This is a genomic window from Gudongella ferriphila (assembly GCF_046224405.1).
Lineage (GTDB): Bacteria > Bacillota > Clostridia > Tissierellales > Tissierellaceae > Gudongella.
This window is the reverse complement of record NZ_JBJXRK010000019.1, coordinates 1-13848: the sequence shown is the minus strand read 5'-3', so window position 1 is coordinate 13848 and position 13848 is coordinate 1. Positions and strand designations below refer to the sequence as shown.

11 protein-coding genes are annotated in these 13848 nt (G+C 45.5%); all 11 read left to right on the top strand.

The window, feature by feature from the left end; translation table 11 throughout:
* Nucleotides 1-95: 95 nt before the first annotated feature.
* Entirely contained in the window at nucleotides 96-1736 is a 1641-nt protein-coding gene (locus ACKVDP_RS09835; protein ID WP_409228665.1) for a M20/M25/M40 family metallo-hydrolase, read from the top strand.
* A gap of 89 nt (nucleotides 1737-1825) precedes the next feature.
* Nucleotides 1826-3211 carry a sigma-54 interaction domain-containing protein gene (locus ACKVDP_RS09830; RefSeq protein ID WP_409228664.1) on the top strand — a complete coding sequence of 462 codons (1386 nt, stop codon included), beginning with the start codon at nucleotides 1826-1828 and terminating at the stop codon, nucleotides 3209-3211.
* A 180-nt stretch (nucleotides 3212-3391) separates the two neighbouring features.
* Entirely contained in the window at nucleotides 3392-4429 is a 1038-nt protein-coding gene (gene kdd, locus ACKVDP_RS09825) for an L-erythro-3,5-diaminohexanoate dehydrogenase (RefSeq protein WP_409228663.1), read from the top strand.
* A 307-nt stretch (nucleotides 4430-4736) separates the two neighbouring features.
* Nucleotides 4737-5999, top strand: coding sequence for a lysine 2,3-aminomutase (kamA, locus tag ACKVDP_RS09820; RefSeq protein WP_409228661.1), 1263 nt, complete (start codon nucleotides 4737-4739; stop codon nucleotides 5997-5999).
* Between the two features lie 11 nt (nucleotides 6000-6010).
* Nucleotides 6011-7042 carry a lysine 5,6-aminomutase reactivase subunit KamB gene (kamB, locus tag ACKVDP_RS09815; protein WP_409228660.1) on the top strand — a complete coding sequence of 344 codons (1032 nt, stop codon included), beginning with the start codon at nucleotides 6011-6013 and terminating at the stop codon, nucleotides 7040-7042.
* Between the two features lies 1 nt (nucleotide 7043).
* Nucleotides 7044-8669 carry a lysine 5,6-aminomutase reactivase ATPase KamC gene (gene kamC, locus ACKVDP_RS09810; RefSeq protein ID WP_409228659.1) on the top strand — a complete coding sequence of 542 codons (1626 nt, stop codon included), beginning with the start codon at nucleotides 7044-7046 and terminating at the stop codon, nucleotides 8667-8669.
* 191 nt (nucleotides 8670-8860) lie between these two features.
* A complete protein-coding gene (kamD, locus tag ACKVDP_RS09805) occupies nucleotides 8861-10414 on the top strand; it encodes a lysine 5,6-aminomutase subunit alpha (protein ID WP_409228658.1) in 1554 nt (517 codons plus the stop codon).
* Nucleotides 10414-11172, top strand: coding sequence for a lysine 5,6-aminomutase subunit beta (gene kamE, locus ACKVDP_RS09800; protein WP_409228657.1), 759 nt, complete (start codon nucleotides 10414-10416; stop codon nucleotides 11170-11172). Before kamD ends, kamE begins: the two co-directional genes overlap by 1 nt.
* Nucleotides 11173-11514: 342 nt before the next feature.
* A complete protein-coding gene (locus tag ACKVDP_RS09795; protein ID WP_409228656.1) occupies nucleotides 11515-12714 on the top strand; it encodes a BTAD domain-containing putative transcriptional regulator in 1200 nt (399 codons plus the stop codon).
* Between the two features lie 166 nt (nucleotides 12715-12880).
* Complete coding sequence (locus tag ACKVDP_RS09790) at nucleotides 12881-13297, top strand: hypothetical protein (RefSeq protein ID WP_409228655.1); 417 nt, start codon at nucleotides 12881-12883, stop codon at nucleotides 13295-13297.
* Between the two features lie 13 nt (nucleotides 13298-13310).
* The coding region (locus ACKVDP_RS09785) for a hypothetical protein (RefSeq protein WP_409228654.1) at nucleotides 13311-13848 on the top strand (538 nt) is incomplete at its 3' end.

Genomic DNA, 13848 nt, shown 5'->3' with positions numbered 1-13848 from the left:
GATAAAAAAATATGAAGGGTTCTTTTTTCATAGAGATTGTCAAAAATACGACAATTTGATATGATAGAACCAGAACCAACAAGGAGGAGATTATTATGGATATGACAAAGCGAATCGAGGACCTCACTGTAGAGCTCACAAATGTGCTGGGCGTTGTGGGAACTCCAGAAGAGAACAATGTTGTCCAATTGGTGCATGACAAGTTTATGGAGATGGACTATTTCAAGGAAAATCCAGAGAATGTCAAGTTTGTTGATGTTATTGAGGATCCCGTTGGAAGAAAATCTCTGATGGCAACAATCAATGGTAAAAAAGGTAACGACAAAAAGACACTGGTTTTCATAGGCCATACTGATACAGTTGGAATAAGCGACTACGGCGAGCTGAAGGAGTTTGCAACTAAACCCTATGAGCTTACTCAGAAGCTGAATGAGGTTACAATATCACCAGAGGCCAAGGAAGACCTTGACTCCGGAAACTACCTTTTCGGCAGGGGTATCTTCGACATGAAGTTCGGAGTTGCAACCCTTATGGTGATGATGGAGGAGTTTTCAAAAAACGTTGACGAGCTTGAAGGAAACCTTATCTTCGCAGCAGTGTGTGATGAGGAAGGAAACTCAGGGGGAATGCTTTCGGTTGTTCCCGAGCTTGTTAAGCTGAAGAAGGAAAAGGGCTATGACTACTTGGCGGTTGTGGACACGGACTACTCCGCTCCAAGATATGTTGGGGATGAAACCAGGTATATATATGTAGGAACTGTTGGAAAGCTTATGCCAAGCTTCTACATCACAGGCAAGGAAACCCATGTTGGGGAGCCATACAAGGGCCTTGACCCTAACCAGATCGCATCTGAGATCACAAGGGAGTTCAACCTTAACATGGATTACTGCGACAATGCTGACGGAGAGGTTTCACTTCCTCCAATAACCCTGAGGCAGCAGGACCTTAAGACTGAATACTCAGTGCAGATAGCAAGATACGCATACCTGTACTTCAACTATGCAACCCATAACTCAACTCCTGACCAGGTAATGAGAAAGATGAAGGATGGAGCCACAAAGGCCTTCCAGAATGTTGTGGACAGTCTGAACAGGGAATATGAGGAATATGCAAAGCAGAGCAGCTACCCATTTGAAAGGCTTCCTTGGGAGCCAAGGGTTATGTCCTATGACGAGCTTCTTGAGAAGGTAAGGGCTGAAAGGGGCGAGGAGCTTGACAGAAGAATCGAGAAGCTGTCAACCGAGCTTCTTGAGGATCCAGATGTAGATGAGAGAATCTTTGCCCTGAAGATGGTTGAAATGGTTCATGGAATGTGGTCAGACAAGGACCCTGTTGTAATAGGATACTTCTCACCTCCATACTATCCACACATCTTTGTCAAGGGAGAGGAAGAAAGGGAGAAGAAGCTAATGGCTGCAGTTGACAAGGCCATTGCCAATGCTGGAGACCAGTACAAGATAGTTAACAAGAAGTTCTACCCATATATTTCCGACCTTAGCTATGCAGCTGCACCAAGGGAGGAGAAGGCGGTGGAGTCATTGAAGGTTAACATGCCGGGCTTCGGTGTCAAGTACAAGCTTCCACTTGATGAAATGCAGGAACTGAGCCTTCCTGTTGTAAACATCGGTCCCTTTGGAAAGGATGCACACAAGTTTACGGAAAGACTTGAGAAGGGCTACTCCTTTGGAGTTCTTCCACAGATCCTTCTGGATACAGTAAGTGAATTGATGAAGTAGAGATAAAGAGAAAACAGGCAGGAAAAATCCTGCCTGATTTTCGGCATCGACTGCCGATTTTCAGGCGCCATAATAGTGGAGGAATATATATGAAGGATATTTTTTTCAAGGAGAATATGATTGAAGTTCTGGATTATCTGGAGGAGGGGCTCCATATAATCGATGCATCGGGGAAAATTGTATATTACAATTCCTTTGCCCAGAAGATCGACGGTGTTGACGTTGAAAAGGCGGTTGGAAGACACCTGATCGAGATATACCCGTCCCTTAACGAGGAGACCAGCACTCTTCTAACGGTAATAAGGACAGGCGAACCAATCCTTAGGAAGGAGCAGACCTTTGTAAACTACAAGGGGGAGAAGATTACCACAATCAACTCATCCATTCCCATAAAGAGCAGAGGAAAGATCCTTGGAGCAATTGAGATTTCAAAGGACATCACCCAGGTAAGGGAGCTGTCGGAAAAGATTGTGGACCTTCAGGACCAGCTCTACAGCACAAAGACCACAAAGAACCCCTCAAGGGAATCGGCTCACTTCACCTTCTTTGACATTGTCGGTCAGAACAGGGAGATACTAAGGCTCAAGGCCCTTTCCAAGAAGGCTGCAGAGGCTGATGTTCCCGTCCTTATCTCAGGGGACACGGGAACCGGCAAGGAGCTCTTTGTCCATGCAATCCACAACGGAAGCAAAAGAAGGCACAACCCCTTCATAACCCAGAACTGTGCAGCCCTTCCATCAAACCTTCTTGAGGGTATCCTCTTCGGAACCACCAAGGGGGGCTTTACAGGAGCGGAGGACCGTCCTGGACTATTCCAGCTGGCAGACGGGGGAACCCTTTTTCTTGATGAGATCAACTCAATGCCCCTGGACCTCCAGTCAAAGCTCCTTCGTGTCCTGCAGGATGGCAACATCAGAAGGGTTGGAGGGACGAAGATAAAGAACGTCGATGTGAGGATAATCGCCGCCACAAACGTGGATCCTGAGGTTGCGGTCCAGAACAAGCAGCTGAGGCGGGACCTTTATTACAGGCTGAATGTAATAAGCTTCAGCATTCCTCCCCTAAGGGAAAGGCTTGATGATATTGAGGTGCTGACCCATTTCTTCATAGAGAAGTTCAACCAGAAGATGGGCAAGTCCGTCAAGGGGGTGGACGGGGAGGTTCTTAGGATATTCAGGGAATACCCCTGGGAAGGCAATGTCCGGGAGCTTGAGCATCTAATTGAAGGAATAATGAGCCTCTATGATATGGAGATGATACAGGAAGACCATATCCCTCCAAAGATCAAAAGGAACCTCCTTCAGAAACCAATTGAGATAAGGGAGATGGCCCTGAACAAGGTGATGCAGGAAACTGAAAAGGCCCTGATACAGGATGCATTAAGGCAGACTGATGACAATATAACCCACGCATCTGAGCTTTTGCAGATACCAAGACAGACCCTTCAGTACAAGATAAGCAAATACAAGCTATAGAGGCTGGGGAGCTTTCCCTGGCCCTTTTTTGCACCTGGTGCCGAAAAACAGGCAGTTGTTTTTGCCCCTGGAAAACGTTCTAGACCCCTAAACCCTGGGATTAGCCATTTTTTTAACAAACTCCGCATTGGCATGGAACTTGCAATAAATATAGGCAAAATGTTTAAAGGAGGAGTACATATGAAAAAAGGAAGTCCATACGGTACGCACAGGGTAATTGAGCCAAAGGGTGTTTTACCACAACCAGCTTTTAAAATTGACAATGACATGGAAATTTACGACAACGAGATTCTCATTGACGTAAAAACATTAAACGTAGACTCAGCAAGCTTCACACAGATCAAAGAACAGGCTGGAGGAGACCTAGAGGAAATCAAGAAAATCATGAAGGGTATTGTTGATGAAAGAGGAAAGCACCAGAATCCCGTAACCGGATCAGGCGGAATGCTTATTGGTGTGGTTGAGAAGATCGGACCTGCACTTGAAGGAAAGACTGACCTTAAGGTTGGGGACAAGATTGCAACACTTGTATCACTTTCACTTACTCCACTTAGAATAGACAGCTTCGGAGATATCAGAAAGGATATCGACCAGGTAGACATCAAGGGTAAGGCGATTCTTTTCGAATCAGGAATCTACTCAATAATTCCAGAGGATATGCCAGAGAACCTTGCACTATCAGTTCTTGATGTAGCTGGAGCTCCAGCTCAGACTGCTAAGCTTGTAAAGCCGGGGGACACAGTTGTTGTTCTTGGAGGAACAGGTAAATCAGGTATGCTATGCCTTTACGAGGCAAAGAAAAGAGCAGGGGTCACAGGTAAGGTAATTTGTGTAGGAAGCAGGGAGAAGACTATCGAGAGAGCCAAGTCAGCAAACCTTGCAGACGAGTATGTTGTTGCGGATGCGACAAATGCAGTTGAGGTGATGGAAAAGATTGCAGCTGTAACTGACGGAGAGATGGCTGATATCGTAATCAACACAGTAAACATTCCAAACACTGAGATGTCATCAATCCTTATCACAAAGGATGACGGAATAGTATACTTCTTCTCAATGGCAACAAGCTTCACAAAGGCAGCACTTGGAGCAGAGGGAGTTGGCAAGGATGTTAACATGATCGTTGGAAACGGATACACCAAGGGACATGCAGCGATCTCACTTAACCTTATGAGAGAATCAGAGGAATTGAAGAAGATATTTACTGAGCTTTACGCGTAGGAATACCAATTAACAATTAACAACTAACAATGAACAATTGAAAAGATAATGAACAGATTCCAATTAAGAAGCAGTTAGGGTATATATTAGGGTCCAGGATCCTTCGCTTCACTCAGGATGACAAATCTTGTCATTCTGAACATAGTGAAGAATCTTGACCCTGAAGTGGGATGTCTCGACTACGCTCGACATGACAATACGTCATCCCGACCAACGTGGAGGGATCTCAGACCCAAAAACCTTACCCAAATCATTGTGAATTGAGAACTGTGATCTGTGAATTTAACTAATAAAGGAGGCTAACCATATGAGACACTATAAAGACATACCCCTATGGAAAGACGTAACCCAGGAGGAGTGGGACGACTGGAAATGGCAGGTAAGAAATAGAATTACCGATGTTGAGAAGCTTAGGGAGGTAATCAAGCTTTCAGACCAGGAAGAGAAGGACATAAGCGAAGTACTTAAGAAATTCAGGGTTGGAATCACTCCATACTACGCATCGCTGATGGATCCGGAGAATCCAAAGTGTCCGGTAAGGATGCAGGCGGTTCCAACAATCATGGAAACACATATAAGCGAATCGGACATGGACGACCCCCTCCACGAGGATGCGGACTCACCGGTTCCAGGACTTACACACAGATATCCTGACAGGGTTCTTTTCCTTATTACAGACCAGTGCTCAATGTACTGCAGACACTGTACAAGAAGAAGATTTGCAGGACAGAACGATTCAGGGGCTCCAATAGACAGAATCGACAAGGGAATCGAGTACATCAGAAACACACCACAGGTAAGGGACGTTCTTCTTTCAGGTGGAGATGCACTTCTTGTTGGGGACGACAGACTTGAGTACATCATCAAGAAGCTTAGGGAGATCCCACATGTTGAGATCATTAGGATAGGTTCTAGGGTTCCGGTTGTTATGCCGCAAAGGATCACGGATGACCTAGTGAACATGCTTAAGAAGTATCATCCAATCTGGCTGAACACACACTTCAACCATCCAAAGGAGATAACACCTGAGTCAACCGAAGCCTGCAGAAAGCTTGCAGATGCGGGAATTCCACTAGGAAACCAGTCTGTTCTCCTTAGGGGCATAAACGACTGTCCACACATCATGAAGGACCTGGTACAGAAGCTAACAACAATCAGGGTTAGACCATACTACATCTACCAGTGCGACCTTTCAATGGGAATCGAGCACTTCAGGACAAAGGTATCAAAGGGTATCGAGATAATCGAGGCCCTAAGGGGACATACATCAGGCTATGCAGTTCCAACCTTTGTTGTTGACGCACCTGGAGGAGGAGGAAAGACTCCTGTAATGCCACAGTACCTGATTTCACAGTCACCTCAGAAGATAGTCCTCAGGAACTACGAGGGAATAATCACAACCTATGCTGAGCCAAACCACGTTGAGGAGGAGTGCCAGTGCGACGTATGCCAGGGCAAGAAGAAATCAACCTCATCAGGAGTTGCTGAGCTTATGGAGGGAACTGAAATCAAGAACCTTGAGCCAAGCTACCTTGAAAGACACGAAAGAAGCAAAAACTACAATAAGTAAGGGGAGACGCCATGTCTTTACTGAGCCTTATAGAAGATAAATACAGAATAGTATCCATAATAGGCATGAGCAAGAACTCAGGCAAGACCGTAACCCTCAACCACCTGATCGGAGAGGCAATGGAAAAGGGGGTCCAGCTTGGACTCACCTCCATTGGCCGTGACGGTGAAAGCCTTGACCGGGTCACTGAAACCGAAAAGCCAAGGATCTTTGCGGAGGAGAACACAATTGTTGCCACCACAACGGCTCTTCTAGCAATGGGGGATGCAAACATCGAGATCATGAAGGTTACACCCTTTCGAACGCCGCTTGGAGAGGTCATAATCGGAAAGGTCAGATCCCCAGGCTACATTCAGATAGCGGGGCCCCAAAGTCTTAAGGATATAAGACAGGTGGCCCAGAACATGCTTGATCTTGGAGCCAAGTTTGTGATAATAGACGGAGCCCTGGACAGAAAGTCCTCTGCAGCCCCTACAATTTCAGACGGGACAATCCTATCAACGGGAGCTGTAATCTCAAGGGACGTAAACAGGGTCCTAGAGGAGACCCTCCATGCACTGAATATCCTTTCGCTGCCCCAGGTGGATGAGGAGGATGTGGAGGTCCTTGAGGGCCTGCTCAGTGAGGACAGGATGGCTGTAGTTTCAAAGGGTGGACAGGTTGAGGAGATAAAGCTTCAGACAGCCCTTGGAGCGGGACACAAGATTGGGGAGTACCTGGATGCGGATTCCAAGTATCTCATGATACCTGGATCCCTTGTGAAGGGAACCCTTGAGGACCTTACAAGGACCACCAGAAAGTACAAGGATGTTGACATTGTTGTTGGAGATGGAACCAGAATATTTATCCCCCCAAAAGACTACCTACAATTTCTAAGGATGGGGATAAGCATAAAGGTCATCCACCCAATAAATGTCATCGGAGTTACAATCAACCCCTACGCACCGGCAGGCTACTATTTTGAACCAAACGAATTCTTGGACCGAATGAGGACATATATAAAGGACATACCGGTAATGGACATAATGCTGGGAGGTGAATAGTATGTTTATGGATCAGGGCACAAAGAATGCAGTGGACTTCCAGTACATTATGAATCAGATAAACGTTCTGACACCCTATGGAACAATGTTCAAGGGCCGCATGAAGCCCCACAAGAGGGGCGGGGAACGGGGCCTCAGAAACCAGCTGGACATGCTGGAAAGCTACATCCCATACATCAAGAACAACACAATCAGAAGGGAATTCAACAACATCCTGAGCCACATGAAGGATTTGAGGCAATCCACAAAGAGGGCCATGGACGGCTTTATCCTCACAGATGTGGAGCTGTTTGAAATAAAGAACTTCCTCTACAACCTCCACCATCTCAAGGACCTTCTGGATGAGTACGGGATACCAGATTTCCCCGAGACAAGGGTTGAAAAGATTCCACAGCTTGAAAGGATTCTTGACCCGGAGGATACAAAAATTGCAACCTTCTATATATACGATGCATATTCAGAGGAGCTTAGGGCAATAAGGAAGGACAAGCGGGAAACAGACAAGGAAATAAGGCTTGAGAAGAAATGGATAAAGGACAAGGTCAAGGAGGACCTTGGACTGGACCTTAGACCTGACAACACGGTTGTGGTTAACAGGGACAACAAGGAACTGCTAAAGACCATCAAGGCTTACCCTTACCTGACCTACTTCTCGGAGACCTACCTGAACATTAAGTTCACCATCGTTCCAACCGACGACCTGTCAAGGGCCGAAAGGACCTTGGAGCTTCTTCGGGACAAGGAAGACCGGGAGGAAATGAGGATCCGTGAGGACCTTTCAAAAGAAGTGGGAAAGCGGAGACGTGAGCTTTACAGAAACATGCTTGCAGTTGGAAAGCTTGACCTGGTGCTTGCAAAGGCAAAATTGGCAATTGATATGGATGCCGCAAAGCCTGTGATACTTGATGAGCACATCATAAGCATAAAGAGGGGAAGGCACCCAAAGATCGAGGACCTTCTTCGTGAGAGGGGTCTCTTTTTCACACCCATCAGTATAAACCTGAAGGAGGGTGTTGCCTGCATAACGGGAGCCAACATGGGGGGAAAGACCATAAGTCTTAAGCTTGTGGGGCTGTTATCGGCAATGGCCCACTACGGACTCTATGTTCCTGCAGAAGAGATGGAGCTGGGGCTTAGCCTCTACATCAAGTCCTCAATCGGGGACATGCAGTCAACTGACAGTGGGCTTTCAACCTTCGGTGGAGAGGTTGAGGTTGTAAGCGATGCTATGAAAAGGTCGGACGAGCAGGGTCTGATCCTTATAGACGAGCTGGCCAGGGGGACAAACCCCGAGGAGGGCTATGCCATCTCAAAGGCCATCGCAATCTACCTTATGGACAAGCCGGCAATATCCCTTATCACAACCCACTACGACAACGTTGCTGACATCGAGGGAATCCAGCACCTGCAGGTTGTCGGACTGTCAGAGCTTGATGTGGAAACCCTTTCAGAGGAAATCTCCGAAGGGGATGGAATGGGCATCATAAACAAGTACATGGACTACCGTCTGAGGGTTGTGGACAAAACCACAGGAATCCCAAGGGATGCCATTAACATAGCAAGGATAATGGGACTAAGACCTGAGATACTTAAGATAGCGGAGAATATTTTATTAAAGGAAAACTAATGGTTAAGAAGTAATATCTAAGAGGTTTGTCATCCCGACTGTAATGGAGGGATCTCTGACCCTGGAGCTATTATATAGATGTCATGTAGAGCTTTTGGAGACATCTCAAGAGCCTGACTTGCATTTTAGGGAGTTATTGGTTCTTAACTCTTAGATCTTAACTATTAACTGTATGGAAAGGAGTTGATACCTTGTCAAAATTAAATCTGGACTTGAAAAAAATTGAGGCATCCAGAGCCTCAGCAAGAAACATAGCAGAAGACATACAAAACTTCATTGACGAACATACAACCGTATCCACTGAAAGAACAGTAGTGAGGCTTCTTGGAGTGGACGGGGTGGATGAAATCGAAAAGCCGCTGCCAAACGTTGTTGTGGACAACATCGTCGAGGGAGGCGGACTTGAAAGGGGAGCGGCATACTGGATAGGAAACGCAATGCTTAACCTCCAGATCTCACCACAGGAGATAGCTGAAAAGATTGCCACAGGAGAGTTGGACATCACAAGACTTCCTGCCAAGGACGAGCAGGAGATCAGGGATGTGATCCACACCGTTGCAGAGGAAACAGTGGAGAAGATACTTGCCAACAAGAAGGTGAGGGACGACTACATAGCGGACTTTGGGCCTGCAAAGACTCCAAATCTTTATGTAATCGTTGCAACAGGAAACATCTACGAGGATATCGTACAGGCAAAGGCAGCTGCAAAGCAGGGAGCTGATATCATCGCGGTAATAAGGACAACTGGACAGTCGCTTCTTGATTATGTGCCTTACGGAGCTACAACAGAGGGCTTTGGAGGGACCTATGCAACCCAGGAGAACTTCAGGCTCATGAGAGAGGCTCTTGATGAGGTTGGAGAGGAAATCGGAAGATACATCAAGCTGACAAACTACTGTTCAGGACTTTGCATGCCTGAGATAGCCGCCATGGGAGCCATTGAAAGGGTGGACATGATGCTTAACGATGCCCTTTACGGAATACTTTTCAGGGACATCAACATGCAGAGAACCCTTATTGACCAGTACTTCTCAAGGGTCATCAACGGCTTTGCGGGAATCATAATAAACACAGGTGAGGACAACTACCTTACAACTGACGATGCGGTTGAGGCTGCACATACAGTGCTTGCATCCCAGTTCATAAATGAGCAGTTTGCACTTAAAGCTGGACTTCCGGAGGAACAGATGGGTCTTGGACATGCCTTTGAGATGGAGCCAACAATCGAGGACGGCTTCCTTTTGGAGCTTGCACAGGCTCAGATGGCAAGGGAGATATTCCCCAAGGCGCCGCTTAAGTACATGCCACCTACAAAGTTCATGACAGGAAACATATACAAGGGACACGTACAGAATGCAATGTTCAACATGGTATCAATAATGACGGACCAGGGTATCCAGCTTCTTGGGATGCTTACAGAGGCTATCCACACCCCACACCTTCACGACAGATACCTTTCAATCGAGAATGCACAGTATGTATTCAACAACGCAAGACACCTCAGCGATGAGATAGAGTTCAAGAAGGATGGAGTGATCCAGAAGAGAGCCCATGCTGTACTTGATGAGGCAAGCGAGCTTTTGGAGCAGATTGAAAGGGAAGGACTTTTCCAGACAATCGAGCAGGGCAAGTTCGGTGGAGTGAGAAGGATGAGAACCGGAGGAAAGGGTCTAGCAGGAATTGCCAGAAAGGACTCAGGCTACTTCAATCCATTTATTGAAATGATGCTTGGAGGTGACAGATAATGAGTGAAATTCAGAAAGTCGACCTTACAAAAGTCAAGCCATACGGAGATACGATGAACGACGGAGCCGTGCAGCTAAGCTTCAGCCTTCCTGTCCCATATGGAGACGAGGCAAACGAAGCGGCAAGACAGCTTGCAAAGAAAATGGGCTTTGAGGAGCCGGCTGTTGTCTACTCCCATGACCTTGGTATAGACTACACCTACTTTGTTGTCTACGGAAAAACAGTCCACACGGTTGACTACTCATCAATCGAGGTCCCCAAGGTGGATGTTGATGTCATGGAAAAGCATGATATCGAGGACTACATCAAGGACAACATCAAAAGGGACGTTGTGATCCTTGGAGCCTGTACAGGAACCGATGCCCACACTGTTGGGATAGATGCCATCATGAACATGAAGGGCTACGCCGGACACTACGGACTTGAAAGATACGAGGGAATCCAGGCCTACAACCTGGGCAGCCAGGTTCCAAACGAGGAGCTTGTTGCAAAGGCCATCGAGATGAAGGCGGACGCACTTCTAGTGTCACAGGTTGTCACCCAGAAGGATGTCCACATCCCAAACCTTACTGAGCTTGTTGAGCTCCTTGAGGCAGAGGGAATCAGGGACAGGATTGTCCTTGTATGCGGAGGACCGAGGCTTAGCCATGAGCTGGCAAAGGAGCTTGGCTACGATGCAGGCTTCGGGTCAGGAAGCTACGCCGAGGATGTTGCAACCTTTGTTGTAAATGAGATAGTTAAGAGAAATCTGGTTTAGTGATAGGACCCAGGAACAGTCAGAAATGATTGTTCTTGGGTTATTTTTAATTATTATAATTCTGAGTCCGCGAAGAGTCTTAAATTCCAAACCCTGACCCAAACCAATTTTAATCTGAGAATTGTGACCCGCTATATCTCATATTTGTCATCCCGACCGTCAGTGGAGGGATCTCCTGCCTCATAGCTTATCCACCAAATAACGATTGTTCGTTGTACACTATTCACTGTTCATTGCTTCCCCTGTCACATTTATTGCCAAAAAATATTTACAAAAAATGAAAAAACTTGACCATTTACTCGTTAATTGGGTATAGTAATAACCATAGGGGTGGGTGAGATTATGAAGCTGTATATTACAACACTTGGTGACTTCGATATGCTGGTGGAAGGCAAGTCCATAATGCAGGATGCAAGCCGCTCATACAAGCTTTTCAAGCTTCTTGAGTACTTTTTGACGTTCAAGAACAAAAAGCTTATTCCCGAGGTGATAATTGAAAACCTATGGCAGGACCAGGATTCAATGGACCCCAAGAACATGATTCGGGGGCAGATATTCAGGCTCCGTCAGATTCTCAAGGACATACTCCCAGGTGATGATTACCTTACAATAACCTTCAGCAATGGCTATTACACCCTGGAAGTGGGGAATGATGTGGTTCTTGATACGGATGAGATGGAGATGTGGATCAAGGAAGGGGACCAGCAGCTGGAGTTCGACCAGGACCAGGCTATGCTTGCATACAGCAAGGCCATAGATCTATACAGAGGTGGATACCTGGCAGAAAACCCTTATGAGATATGGCTGGTACCGGTTCGAAGCTACTACAAGCGCCTCTATGTGAAGACCCTTGAGAAGCTGGTTGACCTGTGTTCCGAGAAGGGTCGTGATGAAGATATTGTAAAGCTTTGTGAAAAGGCCATAACAATTGAGCCCTACGAGGAAATCCTTCACAAGTTTCTGATCGAGAGCATGCTAAGGCTTGGAAAGATACAGAATGCCCACAATCATCTGGAGTTTATGCAGGTAGCCTTTGAGAAGGAAATGGGAATAACCACAACCTCCCTGATGAGGGAAATGCAAAGAAAGATTCAGAGCTATTCTGCAGACAAGGGAGAGCTTACAATTAAGGATATAAGCAGAAAGCTTGACGAAACTGGAGTGAACGGACCGCTGAAATGCGAGTCGGAGTACTTCAAGCTTCTGTACAACAGCCATAAGAGAAGAAGAAGAAACGACCAGGAGGACAATGACTACATCAGCCTGGTGACCCTTGACCAATCGCAGGAGGAAAGCTTTGAAAAGTGGCAGAGCCTTATGACAAAGGTTCTTCAGAACACCCTTAGAAAGGGTGACATCTACACTCTTTGGAATGACTCCCAGATACTTATACTCCTACCTGAAGTGAAAAATGGAGGAATCAAGGTTGTGGAGAAAAGGATCAAGGATTACATCAAGGACAACAACGGGAATCAATATGATATGACATTCAAGTTCATACCTATAGAAAACAAGACCAAATTGGATTTTTATAATCAATAAAACCTTACCAACGAAATAAGCTCGCAAGAGCTTATATTTTTTGACCAATTAATCCATAAAATTGAAATAAAACTGAAATAAAACTGGTATAAACGCTAAATAAAACTGGACAATGGTATATTTGAATTAACAAGCAACAAACTACTGGAGAGAAGGAGGGGATGGTATGGAATACCCTTCAAAAAACGACTTTTTCATAAGATTCAAGGCGCTTATCAATGAAAGAGGCAGATTTTTAGACTACGTTTTGGTGGAGGTAAGTGATAATTTTTATTTTGCATCTGGGATGAATTCCGACAGGGTTTTAGGTGAAAAGCTATCAAGCATGGTAATTGAAATGGAGAATCCGGTGTTGGGATTAAAGAATTTCCACTACCATATGCTTCCAAGAACAAGAAGAAAGTTCGAATATTATGTGGAGAAAGAGGATCGGTGGTATCTGGTCAGCCTCTATAGTGATGAAAGGGATTACCTTATGATGGTCTATACAGACATCTCAAGGTACAAGGAAGAACAATCAAGAACCAAAAAGCATAGGTTTGGCAATGATGAAAAAGATGATGGCAACAGGAAACTAGGTTAAGGGGGAAAGAGTAATGGGTAAAACGAGATCGAGATTTTTGACATTTTTAATTGTTTTTTCAATGATAATGAGTATGGGGGTAAGTTTTGCTGAAGGGGTTTATGAGCTCAAAGAACCACCAGGATTATTAGATATAACTGGTAACTCAACTAATACACATACAAAACTGATTTATGCCTGGAATGACGATTCGGCATCTTATGTAGCAGTAGCATCAACCCATGAATTAAAAGAAACTATGACCTTAGGGGATGATTCATCAACAAAAAGCATAAAATACTCTGCTCTTGAGGAAATAAAAGTCGGTACTAAATTCTATAGCCCTTCTGGTTGGGGATTGATAGGTAACACGAATAGTGCACATTGGACTGTGTTTGAGTTTGCCGGATTTGAATTAGCCCCTGGAAATTATACTATTAGTGTTGATGGTATTGGGGGCGGTCATTCAGTGGATGCGGCATTATTCACCATATCAGATCCAACACCAGTATATTGGACAGTAACTTTTGTAGATTGGGATGGCAGCTTTATAGATGATGAAGAGGTCCTTG